The 16676-nt window shown below is 68.6% G+C and carries 12 protein-coding genes; 7 read left to right on the forward strand and 5 right to left on the reverse strand.

Features of this window, described 5'->3' with window-relative positions; translation table 11 throughout:
- Positions 1-137: 137 nt before the first annotated feature.
- The gene (locus tag ABJF88_14960) at positions 138-893 is read left to right on the forward strand and encodes an acyl-ACP thioesterase domain-containing protein (protein ID MEP0548234.1); all 756 of its coding nucleotides are present in this window, start codon (positions 138-140) and stop codon (positions 891-893) included.
- A gap of 359 nt (positions 894-1252) precedes the next feature.
- Here ABJF88_14960 and ABJF88_14965 read toward each other — a convergent pair whose 3' ends face one another.
- From ABJF88_14965 to ABJF88_14980, 4 genes are all read right to left on the reverse strand, one after another.
- Positions 1253-2449 carry an FAD-binding oxidoreductase gene (locus ABJF88_14965; protein MEP0548235.1) on the reverse strand — a complete coding sequence of 399 codons (1197 nt, stop codon included), beginning with the start codon at positions 2447-2449 and terminating at the stop codon, positions 1253-1255.
- Positions 2446-3432 carry an MDR family oxidoreductase gene (locus ABJF88_14970; GenBank protein MEP0548236.1) on the reverse strand — a complete coding sequence of 329 codons (987 nt, stop codon included), beginning with the start codon at positions 3430-3432 and terminating at the stop codon, positions 2446-2448. The genes ABJF88_14965 and ABJF88_14970 overlap by 4 nt, the downstream gene beginning before the upstream one ends.
- A 653-nt stretch (positions 3433-4085) precedes the next feature.
- On the reverse strand, positions 4086-5291 hold the full coding sequence (locus ABJF88_14975; GenBank protein MEP0548237.1) for an amidohydrolase family protein: 1206 nt from the start codon (positions 5289-5291) through the stop codon (positions 4086-4088).
- A 429-nt stretch (positions 5292-5720) separates the two neighbouring features.
- Entirely contained in the window at positions 5721-6992 is a 1272-nt protein-coding gene (locus tag ABJF88_14980; protein MEP0548238.1) for an amidohydrolase family protein, read from the reverse strand.
- Positions 6993-7146: 154 nt separating this feature from the next.
- On the opposite strand from ABJF88_14980, the gene ABJF88_14985 reads away from it, so the two are divergent.
- From ABJF88_14985 to purE, 6 genes are all read left to right on the forward strand, one after another.
- Positions 7147-7686: an inorganic diphosphatase gene (locus tag ABJF88_14985; GenBank protein ID MEP0548239.1), complete on the forward strand. Its 540-nt coding sequence runs from the start codon at positions 7147-7149 to the stop codon at positions 7684-7686.
- A gap of 88 nt (positions 7687-7774) precedes the next feature.
- On the forward strand, positions 7775-8902 hold the full coding sequence (gene gcvT, locus ABJF88_14990; protein MEP0548240.1) for a glycine cleavage system aminomethyltransferase GcvT: 1128 nt from the start codon (positions 7775-7777) through the stop codon (positions 8900-8902).
- A gap of 101 nt (positions 8903-9003) precedes the next feature.
- The gene (locus ABJF88_14995; protein ID MEP0548241.1) at positions 9004-9780 is read left to right on the forward strand and encodes a 2-phosphosulfolactate phosphatase; all 777 of its coding nucleotides are present in this window, start codon (positions 9004-9006) and stop codon (positions 9778-9780) included.
- A 111-nt stretch (positions 9781-9891) separates the two neighbouring features.
- Positions 9892-12438: a DNA translocase FtsK 4TM domain-containing protein gene (locus tag ABJF88_15000; GenBank protein ID MEP0548242.1), complete on the forward strand. Its 2547-nt coding sequence runs from the start codon at positions 9892-9894 to the stop codon at positions 12436-12438.
- Positions 12428-13606, forward strand: coding sequence for a 5-(carboxyamino)imidazole ribonucleotide synthase (locus tag ABJF88_15005; GenBank protein ID MEP0548243.1), 1179 nt, complete (start codon positions 12428-12430; stop codon positions 13604-13606). Before ABJF88_15000 ends, ABJF88_15005 begins: the two co-directional genes overlap by 11 nt.
- Positions 13607-13617: 11 nt before the next feature.
- Complete coding sequence (gene purE / locus ABJF88_15010; protein ID MEP0548244.1) at positions 13618-14112, forward strand: 5-(carboxyamino)imidazole ribonucleotide mutase; 495 nt, start codon at positions 13618-13620, stop codon at positions 14110-14112.
- A gap of 49 nt (positions 14113-14161) precedes the next feature.
- On the opposite strand, the gene ABJF88_15015 is transcribed toward purE, so the two are convergent.
- Positions 14162-16594: a GWxTD domain-containing protein gene (locus tag ABJF88_15015; GenBank protein ID MEP0548245.1), complete on the reverse strand. Its 2433-nt coding sequence runs from the start codon at positions 16592-16594 to the stop codon at positions 14162-14164.
- Between the last annotated feature and the right edge of the window lie 82 nt (positions 16595-16676).

Consider the following 16676-nt stretch of genomic DNA (forward strand, 5'->3'; position numbering starts at 1 on the left):
AGGTTTCCATAAGGGGGTACGCGGTGCGTTGGGTCAAAAAGGGAGGCGAGGATGCCCTGGTCCGGGGCTAACCTACACTCGTCCGCTGCAGAACCGCTATCCTTCCGGTTCGGTTTCCCCCCTTCTCCGCGCTCCCGATGCCCCCGATTCCTCCCGTCTGGCGCGATGCGTTCCGCGTCCGCGCCTACGAGATCGACCCCGCCGGCCGGCTCACGCTCCCGACGCTCTGCAACTACTTCCAGGAGACGGCCGGCAACCACGCCACGGCGTTCGACCTCGCCTCGGATCAGCTCCTCGCCGGCGGCATCGCGTGGGTCCTCGCTCGGCTCCAGGTCGAGGTCGAGCGCTACCCCGCGTGGCGCGAAGACGTCACCGTCGAGACGTGGCCGAGCGCGTTCGACGGGCTCTACGCGCAGCGCGACTTCGTCGCCACCGACGAGCACGGCGAGACTATCGCGCGGGCGACGAGCCAATGGTTCGTGATGGACGTGGCGCGGCGGCGGCCGATCCGCCTGCCCGCCGCCGTCGCCGAGATCGAGCGGCCCGACCGACCCCACGCCCTCGACCCCGACCGCACGCCCCTCCCCGACTTCGGCGAGCCCGACGCTGAGCGCCTCTTCAGCGTCCGCCGCCACGACCTCGACTTGAACCAGCACGTCAACAACGTCCGCTACGTCGAGTGGGCGCTCGAAGCCGTGCCCGACGCCGTCCGCGACGCCCACACCCTCCGCCGCCTCGACGTGCACTTCCGCGCCGAGAGCGTCTACGGCGACACCGTCCGCTCCGCCTGCTCCCCGCCCGAGCCTTCCGGCGATGGCGTCGCCCTCGCCCACGAAGTCACCCGCCACCGCGACGGTCGCCTTCTCGCCCGTGCCCGCACCGCGTGGCGCTAGAGAGTGCTATGCCCCCCTCTGAGGGGGGCGACTAGGCCCGTTTGCGGGGCGAGCGGGGGGTCCGCAGCGTTCGAGGAGCCCGATGCGGTCGCGTCGAGCGAGGCGGACCCCCACCTGTCCTCCCCCTCCGAGGGGGAGGGACGCGATCCCGAAGCGTTCGAGAGGGCCCGACTGGTTGAAGTCCACTGCACGCTTTATGCAATTCCGCCAACCCACTCCACTCCCTCTGTCATTGCGAGCGACCGGAGGGAGCGCGGCAATCTCCCGATTCCAGCAGACCGCAGGAGATTGCCGCGTCGCTACGGGACGAGTCCCTGCGCTCCTCGCAATGACATGGTGGAAGGGTTTGTTCAGCTTTTCTAAACTCCGAACCGCTGCGCGTCGAAGAGATCGGTGAAGGGGTCCGATTGCCCGAGGAGGGTGGCGGCGACGAGGCGGCCCATCCGAAACCCGTAGCCCATCCCGTGGCCGGTGAAGCCGCCCACCCAGAGGCTGCCCGCTACGCCCGGTACCGCGCCGAACGCGGGCAGCCCGTCGGCCGAGAACCCCATCGTCCCGCTCCACCGGCGCGCGACGGGCGCGTCGGCGAAAGCAGGGAAGTGATCGCGGAGGTACGCTTCGAGATCGGCTTGCAGCGGGGCCGTCGTCGCGTCGTCGTAGCCGACTTCGGCGGCGCGGTGGCGGTGGCGCGCGCCGCCAAGCAGGACTTCGCCCGTGGCGAGTTGGCGGAGGTAGAAATAGCCTTCGTGGGAGTAGACCGGTGCGGCGAGCCGGTGCGGAAGCGGGGCCGTCGCGAGCATCTGTGCTCGGATCGGGCGGACGAACCGGGCGAGGTCGGGGACGAACTGCGGGAGGTACGCGTTCAGCGCGAGGACGGCGTGCCCGGCATCGAGCGTCCCGCCATCCGTCACGACCCGCACGCCGGAATCGACGGACTCGATGCGCTCGACGCTGCATCCCTCCACCACCTGCGCCCCGCTCCGCTCGGCGAGGGTTCGCACTGTGCGGACCGGGTGCAGCATCGCCCCGCTCTCAACGTGCAGCGCACCGAAAAACCCGACGCTGCCGAGCCGCGCGTTCGTCTCCTCGGACGAGAGGTAGTGCACCGCCACGCCGCGCGCTCGCAGCAGGTCCGCAGCGCGACGGAGCCGGTCGTCCTCCATCTCATCGCCCGCCACGGAGAAGCTGCCTGAAGCCGCCAGCCCAACGCCTGCACCCGCGACCGCATCGACGAGCACGTCGCGGTTCTCCTGCGTGAACTGCCAGAGCCGCCACGCCGCCTCGGGGCCGCGTTCGTCGGCGGTGCGGGCGAAGTCGGCGTCGGTGCCTTGCAACAGGAAGCCGGCGTTGCGGCCGCTCGCGCCGTGCGCCAGCCGCTCGCGCTCCACGATCACCACGTCGAGATTCGCATCGAGTTGCCGGAGCCAGTACGCCGTCGAGACGCCCGCGATACCGCCGCCGATTACAGCCACGTCGCACCGCGCAGGCAGGGCGTTGGTCGAGGGCTCGGCGCGCGCGTCGGTCTGCCAGTGCGAGGTGGTCGCTGTGGCCGTCACGCGTTCACGTCCACGACGATCCGCCCCTGCGTCGCGCCGTTCGTGATCCGCTCGCTGTAGTCGATGACCTCGCCGAGGGTGATCGTCTGCCCCATCGCTTCGAGGTCGCTCGCTGTCAGCACATCCGCGAGGCGCTGCCACGCGGCGGCGCGGCGGTCCGGCGGGCACGTGTTCGAGTCGATGCCGAGGAGGTTGACGCCGCGGAGGATGAACGGAAAGACCGTCGTGTTCAGCTCGTGGCTCTGCGCGAGGCCGTACGAGGCGACGCTGCCGTGGCGCTCCGTCTGCGCGATGAGTGCGGCGAGCGTCGGGCCGCCGACGGCATCCACCGCGCCGGCCCAGAGGGCTTTCTCCATCGGGTGCGTCGGCCCTTCGCTGAGTTCGTCGCGGCCGATGATGCGCTTCGCGCCGAGGCTCACGAGGTAGTCGTGCGCCGCCGCCGTCCCCGTCGAGGCCACGGCGGCGTAGCCGAGCCGGCTGAGGAGCGCGACGGCCATGCTCCCCGCCCCGCCCGATGCGCCGGTGACGACGACCTCGCCCTCGCCCGGCCGCACGTCGTGCTCTTCGAGCGCCATCACCGCGAGCATCGCCGTGAACCCCGCCGTGCCGACGATCATCGCCTCCTTCACGCTCATCCCGACGGGCACCGGGACGAGGTGATCGGACGAGGCGCGGGCGAACTCGGCGAAGCCGCCCCACCGGTCCTCGCCCGTCCCCCACCCCGTGAGGATCACCTCGTCGCCGGGCTGAAACCGCTCGCTGGAGGACTCCGCGACGGTCCCCGCGAGATCGACGCCGGGCACGAACGGGAACTCGCCCCGGACGATCTTGCCTTTGCCCGTGACGGCGAGCCCGTCTTTGTAGTTGAGGCTGGAGTACGCGACGTCGATCAGCACGTCGCCGGCCGGGAGGTCGGATTCGGAGACGGTTTCGATGCCCGCGCGGAGGCCGTCGTCGGACTGGGTGAGGAGCAGGGCTTTCATTGAATGCGGAGGGACGAATGGAGAGTTGCGAGTGGACGTTGAAAGTACGACGTGCTGCTCTCCCGTTCGTCTCACCCTATCCGTGGACCGCGCCCCCACCTCTACTTTCCGTCATCCCCGCGCAGGCGGGGACCCGCCGGGCTTGCACCGCCTCTAGATCCCCGCCTGCGCGGGGATGACTGGTTCGTGTTGAGCGGGCTACTCCAACGCAGTACCGCTTTTCAACTCGTGTGGCTGGCGTACGGCTGGCGTATGGACGACCCCGCGAGGTTGATGCTGTAGGACTCAGTCTCCCCGCTGCCTTTTCGTTCTTTCCAGAGCAATCCACCTGCGAAACCGACGCATCCTACGCTGCTCGACAGCCACGACTACCGTCGTGAGAACCGCAACCAGAATTGCCGCAATCCATCGGTACGCCAGTGGGGAGCGCGTACCAACAGGCCCCTGTTTCCGCTCGCCCGTGGCCCGGAGCGCCTCGCGGTTTTTATCGCCGAGCGTGCGGACCTCGTCTGTCCGGCTATCTGCGTGAAGGTGGAATACCTGCTCGCTGCTGGTCACCCCTTCCTCCTCGGGATATGGAGGGCTAGAGCAACTCGCGAGGCAATGCAGCGCCACCAACACCGTCGTCAATCTCAGCGCCATGATTCTCCCGCTCACCGGCACTCATCCACGGCGACTTCGCCGCCGGCGATGACGGTGCAAACGTGGGAGGTGTACTCGAACGGGTCGCCGTCGAAGAGGACGAGGTCAGCGTCTTTGCCTTCGGCGAGGGAGCCGACGCGGTCGGCGATGCCGAGGATCTGGGCGGCGTCAATCGTGATGGTCCGCAGCGCGTTCTCCATCCCGAGCCCGTTCGCGGCGGCAATGGCCGCTTCGAAGAGGACGACGCGGGTCTTCGGCACGTAGGCCTCGTAGCCGCTCTGGATCGCGACGAGGAGGCCGGCGTCGTGCAGCGTTTTGGCCGTCTCGAAGCTCGCGTTCTTCGCCTCGCCGCCTGCTCGGATCATCGTCGGGTGCAGGATGACGGGCACGTTCGCAGCTTTGAGTTGGTTAATGACGAGGTACGATTCGGCCCCGCCGTCGAGAATCATCCGCAGGTCGAACTCGTCGGCGAGGCGGAGAGCGGTGCGGATGTCGTGGGCGCGGTGCGCGGTGACGAGCGCGGCGGCCTCACCGGAGAGCACGCGGGCGAGCGCCTCTTTGCGCAGGTCGCGCGCGGGCCGCTTCTCCTCGTCCTCCTTCGCCATGTCCTCGGCGTAGCGCTGCGCCTCCAGGAGCGCCTCGCGCAGTTCCGCGATCAGCTTCGAGCGCGTTCCTGGCGAGTCGAAGTTGCGCTGCGTGCCCGATCCGACCGTGATCGCCACCATCGGGGCGTCCTCGACGAGCCCGTCGGCGACGGTCCGCGCATGCGTCTTGAAGATGGCCGTCTGCCCCCCCACCGGCGCGCCGGGCGATGGGCCGACCTGCACCGTCGTCACGCCGAAGCCGAGCACCCACTCGACGAGGTCTTCCGTCGGGTCGTAGGCGTCGATGGCGCGGAGTTCGGGCTGGATCGGGTCGGAGGTGTCGAGGTGGTCCTGGTCCTGCGGCTGGTTGAGGATGCCCGAGAGGCCGACCGTCCCGCGCGCGTCGACGAGCCCCGGCGTCACCACGGCGGCATCGAGCACACGGTAGCCGTCGGGGATGGCGACGTCGGCGGCCGGGCCGACGGCTTCGATCTGGCCGTCCCGGACGAGCACAACGCCGTTCTCGATGGGCGCGCCCTCCATCGTATAGACCATGTCGCCGCGCACGGCGAGTTGCGCGTGGGCGGACCCGGCGAGGAGGAACAGGATGACTGCAATAACGGATCGCTTCACGGGGCTTCAGGCTTGGCGTGGAATAGGCTTATCTGGACTTGGGCTCGACGCGATCCAACTCCCATTCATCGGAGGTAGACCTTCGATATATGAACTCGAAATCGACTGAATCCCCAGTAGCGGTGTAGACTCTCGCGCCATAGTGCGCTGGAGTGTCTGTAGAGTACAAACCCAGCAACAGATGATCCTTCGAGTCTGCAACCGCACACAAAGCGTATGCTCTGATGTCCCGTCTTACCTGCTCATTGTCCGGTAGATCGGCACAACCGGATAGCAGCACGAGCAGGAGGGAAGAGAATCGTTTGTGGGTCAGCACAAGATTTCCGTTTGTCCTTGCGAGGAGCGAAGCGACGTGGCAATCTCCTAAGGATTAGCAGGCTTGGGGAGATTGCTTCGCTGCGCTCGCAATGACAGGCTTTGAAACGTGGCTCAGTGGTCGCCGTGATGGTGGATGGTGGAACCGCGGAACACGTCGTAGCCGCCGACAGAGGCGGCGCGGTCGTCGGGATTCGCCCGGTCGAACACCTTCGTGCCGTCGATGTACGCCTGCTCGACGTGGGTGTAGGTCGAGAGCGGGTCGCCGGAGAGCACGAGGAAGTCGGCGTCCTTGCCCGCTTCGAGCGAGCCGAGGCGGTCGGCGAGGCCGAGCATCCGGGCGCCGGCGAGCGTGAGCGATTCGAGCGCTTTCTCGCGGCTCATCCCGCCGCGCACACCGAGCGCCGCCGAGCGGAGGAAGAGGCGCGAGTCGGTGATGTAGTCGTCGGTGTGATACGCCACGTCCACGCCGGCCTTCTCCATCACCGCCCCGGTCGTGATGTAGAGCTCGTCGGCCTCGATCTTCCCGCCGGGCGAGTCGAGCACGATGATGGAGGCGGGCGCATTCGCGGCGGCGATCTCGTCGGCGACCTTCCAGCCTTCGGAGACGTGGTGGAGCACGGGCGTGAAGCCGAACTCCTCGCCGAGCCGGAGCGCCGTCAGGATGTCGTGCTGGCGGTGTGTGTGGAAGTGGACGATGCGGCGTCCGTCCATCACTTCGAGGAGGCCCTCCATCTGGAGGTCACGCGGCGGCGGCTCGTCGTCACCCTGCTTGTCGCGGTACTGCTGCGCTTTGAGGAAGAGCGCGCGGACGAGCGCAGCGCTCTTGGCGCGCGTGCCGGGGAACGGGCCGGGGCTCTCGCGGATCGAGTTCGTCCCGTTCGCCATCTTCATCCCGCCGCAGATGCCGGTGAGGAGGTCGTCGCAGAAGACCATCTCCTCGATCGTCGTCGCCGGGCGGGTTTTGAGGTAGGCCGTCTGCCCGCTCATGAGGTGGCCGCTGCCGGGCATCACGTTGACGGTTGTGATCCCGCCCGCGCGGGCCTTCTTGAACGTGTCGCTCATCGGATCGAGCGCGTCGAGGATACGGACGTCTGGGTGGAGCGCCGACGAGCGATCGCCGCCGTCGCCCTCGCCGACGTGGGAGTGGGTATCCACGAGGCCCGGCATGATCACCTTGCCCGACACGTCGACCTGCCGGGTGCCGGGTGCGAGGTTCGTACGAACCGGGCCGACCTCGACGATCTTTCCGCCCTCGACGATGAGCATACCGTCCTCGATGGGCGGTCCGGCGATGGGGTAGATCGTAGCCCCGACGTACGCGGTGGGCTGCGCGAGGAGTGGCGCGGCGAAGAGGAACGCGAGGAGGAGGACGAGCGAGCGCATGGGCATAGGAGCGGGTGAGCGGCGGCGCTGAAGTTAATCGACGCGCCGCATTAAAAAGCGCACGGCACGCATACAGCGAAGCCCGAAGAGCCCGCCGCGTCGGAACGGTCGGCATGCGTCGGCCGTCCACTGCTCTCACCCTCCCCTGCCCGCTATGCATCCCTGGCACGACCTCCCCTCCGGCGACACCGCCGGCTGCTTCCAGACCGTCATCGAGGTCCCCAAAGGCGGGACCGTCAAGTACGAGCTCGACAAGGAGAGCGGGCTCCTGCGCGTGGACCGCGTGCTCTACAGCGCCGTCTTCTACCCCGCCAACTATGGCTTCATCCCCCGCACCCTCGGCGGCGACGGCGACGCGCTCGACGTGCTCGTGCTAATGGACCAGCCCGTCGCTCCGCTCAGCGTCCTCCGCGCCCGCGCGATCGGCGCGCTCCCGATGGTCGACGACGCCGGGGAGGACGAGAAGATCATCGCCGTCTGCTGCGACGACCCCGGCTTCGCCCACTACACCACGCTCGCCGACCTCCCCAGCCACCAGCAGCGCCAGATCGACCGGTTCTTTCAGGACTACAAGATCCTCGAGCGCAAAGCCGTACGCACGATGGAGTTCATGGACCGGGAGGAGGCCCTCACCGTCATCCAAGACAGCATCGACCGCTACGCCCGCACGTACCCGGACCGCGCCGCCTCATAGCCTCGCTCCCCACACCCCGGCCGATTGCGCGGTCCTGCCCCGCGACGTACCTTATCGCCCCCTCTCACCCTCTCACTCGACGTCCTGCATGGAGCCTTCTGTTACGCACCTCGAACGGACCCCGCTCTACGAAACGCACCGCGCGCTCGGGGCCAAGATGATGCCCTTCGGCGGGTTCGAGATGCCCGTGCAGTACTCCGGCATCCTCGACGAGCATCGGGCCGTCCGCGAGGCCGCCGGCCTCTTCGACGTGTCGCACATGGGCGAGGTCCTCGTCCGTGGGCCGCAGGCGTTCGACTTCGTGCAGCACCTCGTCACGAACGACGCGGGCACGCTCTACGACGGCCGCGCGATGTACACGGCGATGTGCAACGCCGACGGCGGCGCCGTCGATGACCTCCTCGTCTACCGGCTGAATGAAGAGGCTTACATGCTCGTCATCAACGCCTCGAACATCGCCAAAGACGTCGCTCACATGCGCGCCGTCCACGAGGCCGGCGGCTACGACTGCACGGTCGAGGACGTGTCGGAGATGATCGGGCTGCTCGCGTTGCAGGGGCCGAAGGCCTTCGACGTCGTCGAAGAGGTGACGGACCTGCCGGTGCGTGACGTGAAATACTACCACTTCATGCGGCCCGAGCCGGGCGCGTTCCTAGGCTGCGAGAAGGTGTTCCTCTCGCACACGGGCTACACCGGCGAGCCGGGGCTCGAGATCTACTGCGAGGCCGAGAAGGTCGAGGACGTGTGGAACGCCCTCATGGAAGCGGGCGCGGCACACGGGCTCAAGCCCGCCGGGCTCGGCGCCCGCGACACGCTCCGCCTCGAATCGGGCTACTGCCTCTACGGCCACGAACTGACCGAGGACACGACGCCGCTCGAAGCCGGGCTCGGGTGGGTGACGAAGCTCGACAAAGGCGACTTCGTCGGGCGCGACGCGATCGCATCGCAGAAGGAGCAGGGTGTCCCGCGCAAGCTCGTCGGCTTCGTGATGGAGGACCGCGGTATCCCGCGCCAGGGCTATGCCATCACCAACGCCGACGGCGAACCCATCGGCGAAGTCACGAGCGGCTCGCAGTCGCCGATCCTCGGGCAGGGCATCGGGCTCGGCTTCGTCCCGAACGACCCGCAGTACACCGCACCCGGCAGTTCGATCGGCATCGCCGTGCGCGGGAAGATCCTCCCGGCCACCGTTCAGAAACCGCCGTTCCACAAATAATGAGCACCGCCGTCCGCTGCGTTGTGGTGACGCATCGGCTGACGTACCGATGACACCCCGGGCCGCGTACCCTCCGGCCTCCCCTCGCATTTCCGGCTCACATGAACGTCGAAGTCTACCTCACCGCTAGCTCCGCCACCGAAGACGACCTGAAAGGGAAGTCCGTCATCGTCGTGGACGTGCTCCGCGCCTGCTCCACGATCGTGACCGCGCTGAACCACGGCGCGCGGGCCGTCATCCCCGTGGCCGACATGGCCGAGGCGAGCCGGATCGGCGCGCACATGGGCACGACGAGCCTGCTCGGCGGCGAGCGGAGCGGGACGAAGATCGACGGCTACGCGCTCGGCAACTCCCCCGAGGAGTACACGCCCGAGGCCGTGCAGGGCAAGACCGTCGTGCTCAACACGTCGAACGGGACGCGGGCGGTGACGCAGGCGCGCGGCGCGGCCGAGATCGCGATCGGCTGCTTCCTGAATGTGAGCAAGGTGATCGAGTTCGCGTGGAAGGCCGAGCACGAGGTCGTCATCCTCTGCGCCGGCTCCGACGACCGCGTCGCGCTCGAGGACATCCTCTGCGCCGGTCTCATCCTGAATCAGCTCTGGTCCGACGGCGAGCACCACGAGCGCTCCGACGCCGCCCACATCGCGCTCTCGCTCTACGCCTACGACAAAGACGACCTCACGAACGCGCTGATGCGGAGCAACCACGCGCAGCGCCTGATCGAGCTCGGCTTCGAGGACGACGTCCGCTACTGCGCCCGCGTCGACGCGCTCCCGCTGCTGCCGATTTACCGCGACAGTCGCCTCGTCCTCGCCGACCCCTCGGCCGCCGCGTACTCGTCGAAGACGGTCCCGTCCGAGGCGCCGACCGAGACCTGATCGCTCCGGCGTAACGCTGCGCGGCGGATTCCTCCGCGCGATTCGCCGCCCGTATATTCCGGGGTCCAGGCCGCCTCCGGCCGCACTCTTTCGGATCGACCGACCCCCCACGTGAGCCGATCCTCGACTCGCTCCTCCACGAAAAGCAAGAAGCGGCGCTCTCCCAAGCGCGACGCCGCCCTCGTCTCCAGTCAGCGCAAGACCGAGGTGTTCGGGCTCGTCCTCATGGCCCTCGCCCTCCTGCTGACGCTCGCGCTCGTCACCTACGACCCGGCCGACGACGCCCTCGCCCGCTCGTTCTCGTGGGCCGACGCGCTCGACCCGCGCGGGAACCAGGCCGACAACGCCCTCGGCCTCGTCGGCGCGACGCTCGCCTACGGGCTGATCCCTCGCCTCCTCGGCTACCCCATCGTCCTCCTCACCGTGCTCCTCGGCGCGTGGGGCTACGTGTTCTTCCGCCGCCGCACGACGGTCTTCCTCCCGCTCCTCAGCGGCCTCGCCGTCGTCGTCACGCTCCTCGCCTCGACGTTCTTCGGCTGGTTCGCGGACGGCGCGGGCTCTGCCCTGACCCTCTGGAGCGGCGACGTCGGGCTCGGCGTGGCTGGGTGGATGCAGCAGGTGTTCGGCGCCGTCGGCTCGTTCATCCTCCTCACGCTCGCCGCCCTCGTCACCCTCCTCCTCATCGTCGACCACGACATCCAGGTCACGCTCGATCGGTTCGAGGAGTTCGTCGCCTCCGTCCGCGGACGGACGCACGAGCGGTGGATCGATGCGAAGGCGGCGCACGCCGAGCGCGCCGAGGCCCGCGCCGCCGTCCTCGCCGAGCGCCGGCAGGAGCGCGAGGCGAAGCAGCGCGAGCGGCTGAAGCAGGAGAAGGAGCGGGCCGCGCGGAAGAAAGCTGACCGCAAGGAGGAGGCGAAACCCGTCCGCGCCGAAGAACCGGCGCGGCCCGAACCTCGGCCGGAGCCAAAGCGGGTCGCCCCGCCGCCGCCCTCCCCCGCCCCGCCCGACGATGACGACGTGCTCGACGACCTGATCGCCGAGCGCCGGGCGCAGCCGAAGCCCGAGACCGCCCGCGCCGAGCCGACGCTCCACGTGCAGGGACCCGTGCAGGAGGCCGCCGGCGACCTCGAAGCCCGCCACAAGCAGGCCGAGGCCGCCACCCTCCCCTACGACTTCCCGCCGAGCGACCTCATGGACGAGCCAGACACCTCGGCGGGCGTCGACTACGACGAGATCGAGGACAACAAGCAGGTGCTCCTCGACAAGCTGGAGACGTACAAAGTCGAGATCACCGAGATCAACGCTGTCGTCGGCCCGACGGTGACGCGGTACGAGTTGACGCCGGCACCGGGCGTCCGCATCAGCCGGATCACCGCGCTCGAAGACGACCTCGCGATGGCGATGGCCGCGCCCGGCATCCGCATCCTCGCCCCGATCCCCGGAAAGTCAGCGATCGGCGTCGAGATCCCGAACCGCCACCGCGAGCTCGTCCGGCTCCGCAGCGTGCTCGCCACGGCACGGTTCACGGATGCGAAGATGGAGCTGCCCGTCGCCCTTGGCAAGAACATCCAGGGCGAGGTGAGCATCGAGGACCTCTCGAAGATGCCGCACCTCCTCATCGCGGGCGCGACCGGCGCGGGCAAATCCGTAGGGCTCAACGGCCTCGTCATCGGCCTCCTCTACGCCTGCCGACCGACCGATCTCAAGTTTGTGATGATCGACCCGAAGAAGATCGAGCTCGGGCCGTACCAGCAGTTGCTCGACCACTACATCGCGATGCCGGAGGACGCCGAGGACCCGATCATCACCGATTTCCACCAGGCCGCCGCCGTGCTGAAGTCGTGCGAGCGCGAGATGGAGGACCGCTACGACCTCCTCGCCGAAGCTGGCGTGCGCGGCATCCGCGAGTACAACGAGAAGGTCCGCACCGGCGGGCTCCCGCCCGAGGACGATCACCGCCACCTCCCCTACATCGTCGTCATCATCGACGAATTGGCGGATCTCATGATGACGAGCGGCAAAGAGGTCGAGCCGCCGATCGCGCGGCTCGCGCAGATGGCCCGCGCCGTCGGCATCCACCTCGTCCTCGCCACGCAGCGGCCGAGCGTCGACGTCATCACGGGCCTCATCAAAGCCAACTTCCCGTCCCGCATCGCCTTCCAGACCTCGTCGAAGATCGACTCGCGGACGATCCTCGACTCCGGCGGCGCGCAGCAGCTCGTCGGCAACGGCGACCTGCTCTACATGAACGGGAGCCGGATGGAGCGGCTGCAGGGACCGTACGTCTCGAACGACGAGATCGAGCGGATCGTGACGTTCATCGGCGGGCAGAAAGGCGCCGGGCCGTATCTCCTCCCGCCGATGAGTACGGAGGAGGATAGCGTGCTCGGCCCGACGAGCGAAGAGGACCGCGACGAGTTGTTCTCGGACGCGGCGAAGGTGATCGTTCGCAGCCAGCAGGGCTCGGTCTCGCTGCTCCAGCGGAAGCTCTCGGTTGGCTACACACGGGCGGCGCGGATCGTGGACCAGCTCGAAGACGCCGGCATCGTCGGCCCTTTCGAGGGCTCGAAGGCGCGCGCTGTGCTCGTGGCGGATGAACACGGACTCGACCTGCTGCTCAACGGTGAACCAGAAGAGCTAGAAGATGAAGAGTAGGTCGATGGCGGAGCCGACCGTCGCTCGCTCCGGGCTCGCGCACTTCCCCACGCTCGGCATCCTCGGCGGCGGCCAGCTCGGCCGGATGACGGCGCTCGCCGCGATCCCCCTCGGCATCCGCGTCCGCTTCCTCGTCCCGAAGCCGTCCGCGTCCGTCGCCGGCCTCGGCGAGGTCACCGTCGGCGATTGGACCGACCGCGATGTGCTCCGCGACTGGGCCGCCGACTGCGACGCGATCACCGTCGAGAGCGAGTGGGCACCGGCCGACGTCCTCGCCGAGGTGCTGCCCGAGCGTACGGCGCTGTGGCCGTCGCCCGACACGCTCCGCCTCATCCGCGACAAAGGAGTGCAAAAACGCACCCTCCGCGACGCCGGCCTGCCCGTCCCCGACTTCCACTGCTGCCCGACGCTCGACGACGCGCTCGCCACGGCCGAGGCCTTCGGCTACCCCGTCGTCGTCAAGAAATACCGCGGCTCGTACGACGGCTACGGCAACGCCACGGCCCGCACACCCGACGACCTCCGCGCCGCGTGGTCTGAGTTGAGCGATGACGATGGCGCGCTCGTCGAAGCGTGGGTGACCTTTCGGCAGGAGCTGACCGTGCTCGTCGCCCGCCATCCCGACGGCTCGCACGTCACCTACCCCATCGCGTACACCGAGCAGCGCGACCACCGATGTCACGCCGTCGTCGTCCCGGCCGAGGTGTCGGAGGCAACGGCCGAGGAAGCCCGGCGCATCGGGCTCGAAGCCGTGAAAACCGTCGGCGGCGTCGGGATCACGGCGGTGGAAGTGTTCGAGACCGAGGCGGGCGAGATCCTCGTCAACGAGCTCGCGCCGCGCCCGCACAACACGGGGCACTACACGATCGAGGCCTGCCCCGCGTCGCAATTCGAGAACCACGCCCGCGCCGTGCTCGGCCTCCCCCTCGGCGACCCATCTCTCCGCGTGCCCGTCGCCGTGATGGTCAACGTGCTCGGCCACCGCGAAGCCCGCCCCGAGCCGAACGGCCTCGCCGACGCGCTCGCCGTGCCGGGCGTCGGCGTGCACCTCTACGGCAAGGGCCGCGTCCGCCCGAACCGGAAGATGGGCCACGTCACCGCGACCGGCACCGACCCCGCCGAGACCCGTGCCCGCGCCGAGCGCGCTGCCGGCCTCATCCACCTCTGACCCCTCATCGTATGCCTCCCTCCCCCCTCGTCGGCATCGCCATGGGCAGCGAGTCCGACCTCCCCACGATGCAGGCCGCCGCCGACGTGCTCGATCAGTTCGGCGTGCCGTTCGAAATGCGTGTGCTCTCGGCCCACCGCACGCCGGACCGGATGACGGACTACGCCCGGTCGGCGCGGGAGCGCGGGCTGCGCGTGATTGTGGCGGGCGCGGGCGGCGCGGCGCACCTGCCGGGGATGATCGCGGCGAGCACGACGCTGCCCGTGATCGGCGTGCCGGTCCAGACGCGGGCGCTCAACGGGCTCGATTCGCTCCTCTCGATCGTGCAAATGCCCGGCGGCGTGCCCGTCGCGACCGTCGCGATCGGCGGGGCGAAGAACGCTGGCCTCCTCGCCGTGCAAATCCTCGCGACGAGCGACCTGGCCCTCGCCGACGCGCTCGCGGAGTTCCGCGTCTCGGAGGTCGAGCGCGTCGAAGGGATGGATGAGCGGGTGCGGCGAGGGTAGCGTAGAGCCGCAGCATGCTGCGGCTCTACCATTGCCCCGACGGTTACACCTACTCTAGGTACAGGTCGCTCGTGCGTTCGGCGGTGCGGCCGGTGAGCGTGTCGCGGACGCGGAGCGTGAGCGTGTACAGCCCTGGCTCCTGCCCCGCCGCGTCGAGGATCGTGTATGTCGCATCGTCCGGCCCCGTCCCGCCGGCTTCGAACTCGACCGACACGCCGCCGTCGTCCCCGCCGAAGATGTTCTTGGCGAGCTTCGCGATGCCCGACGACGTGTCCTTCGGCTTGAGCGTCACCTCGACGGCGTACTGGTTCTGCCCCTCGGCGTTCTCATCGAGGTTATAGGTCTCGAAGTAGAGGTAGATCGGCTGCTCGTTGCTGAACACGCTCCACGGCGCGGGCTGGATGATGACGTCGCCCCGCCGGACGCGCCCGCCGCTGACACCGTTCTCGCCCGCCTCGAAGTCTTCCTCGACCTGATACGCCAGCATGAGGTCGCTCACGGCGAGCCGGTCGCCGCCGAAGTCTGGCACGTCAACCGTGCGGCGCTGCGCGGCTTCGGCCCCACCGCCCGCCGTCTCGAACTCGACCGACACCGTCGCCGGGCCGGGCGCGGCCGTCATCGGCTGCGTATCGGTCCACAGCGTGGCTTCCTCGAAGGACACGACCTGCGACGTTTTGAGGCCGTAGAGCGTCCGCCGCCGCTCGACGGTAATGTCACGGTCGTCGTTGATGAGGAAGGCGCCGGTCTTCACCGTCAGCGGGACGAGGTCACCGCTGAGGTCGGCGCTCTCGCCGAGCGGGATGCCATAGTGAACGTAAAGGTCGGCCTGGCCGCCCTCACCCTTGAACGTCGTCACGACGTAGGGAATGCGCACGTCGCGGCCCGGCGGGCGGTACTCGTAGCGCTCGGGCGTCTCGCGGAAGGTCTCGCGCGCGATCATCTCGTAGTCCATCTTCTCGACGAACCCGGCCGAGACGTCGGCGAAGAAGTCGGCGGGCGGCGAGTAGAGCCGGTACTCCCCGTTTCGCAGCGGGTCCTCGAAGACGAACTTAAAGTCGCCGTAGTCCCACACGTTGAAGAGGTTCGAGCGGTCGGCCATGTCGAAGCGCTCGCCGAACTGCCGGCCCGACTCCACCTCCTGTGCAGCGACGTTGAGGCCAAAGCCGGTGATGACCTCGCCGAAGTCGCCGGTCATCGTGACGTCGGAGAGCGGCGGGCCGTAGCGGACGAGGAGCCGGCCGCGCTGCGTGTGCCAGCCCCGGAGGTCGATCTCCGGCGCGGCGTAAAGGAGGTCAGCGTGGACGAGGCGGGCGTAGTGCTCCAACTTCCGCTCGTTGAAGGGTGTGAGGTAGCGCGGATTCTGGCTCGTCCAGAAGCGCGAGGCGAAGCCGACGGGGTCCTCGGCGTAGCGCTGCTGGTCGTCGTCGTTGAGGATGAGCGTGAGGTCGTCGAAGTCCGCCCGCTCCTCCGCGCTCATGAACTCGAACGCCTCCTCAAAACTCTTCGCCGCGGCATCGCTGCGGCCGATCCGCTGGTTGGCCAGGCCGAGGTAGGCCCACGTCTGCGGGTCCTCGGGGAAGAAGATGTACATCCGCTCCAGCACGCCGAGCGCCTCGGCGTAGGCCTCATTGAGCGTATGAATCCGCATCAGATGGTCGTAGACGGGACGGCGGCGCGGGTCGTACTGGAGCGCTTTTTCGAGGTGGCCGATGGCCGCGGCGTAGGCTGCGTCGGCGCGGCTGCTGAGGTCGAGCACGCCGGCCCCCTGCGCCTGCAGCTTCGCTACGTCGAAGCGGTCCGTGAGGTCGATGGCATCGGCGTCGCCGAAGGCGGCCCTCGTTTCGAGGCTGCTGGCGGCCTCGGGGTCCTCGAAGAGCGTTTGCGAGCCGAGTTGCCCCTCCGCCTCGAACCCGAGCCCGTTCTCGTCGGTGCGATTGAGTTCGGAGCGAGCGAGGTCGAGCGTCGGAAGCGCAATCGCGTTGCGGTACTGCCAGAAGTCGCGGATAAACGACGCGCCGAGTTCTTCGTGCGCGAACGCATTCGTCGAGTCGACCGAGAGGATCTGCTCGGCGATCGCGCGCCGCTGCTGCTGCTGGATGAGCTCGGCGAGGTTGTTCCACGACGGGAGCCGGAGCTGCTGGAGCTCGGCCACCATGTATTCGATGTTGTCCGGGTCGAGCTTCCGCGCCTGCCGGATTGACCGGCCCGCTTCGCCTTTGTCGAAGAGCGGCGACTCGTAGTACACCCGCGAGAGCATGTAGTACGCCTCGGCGTTCGTGCCGTCCTTTTCGATGGCGCGCTCGAAGGCGGCCTTGGCGATGTCGAAGCGGTCGTCGCGGAAGGCTTCGATGCCCTCCTCCAACGAACGCTGCGACGCGTCGCTGACGACGGCGGGGCTCGCGTCGTCCTGCGCGGAGACGGGGGCCGTCCCCATCGCGAGGGCAGCCAGCAAGAGGGAGAACGTGAGGGCTCGCTGTGTCATCGGTTACCTGCGTAAATGGGGACCACTCGGCGGCGTAACACGCAGCGCAACGGGGCTGTTCCGCCCCGAAAGACGGTGCGCG

The sequence above is a fragment of the Rhodothermales bacterium genome (assembly GCA_039944855.1).
GTDB lineage: Bacteria > Bacteroidota > Rhodothermia > Rhodothermales > JANQRZ01 > JBBSMX01.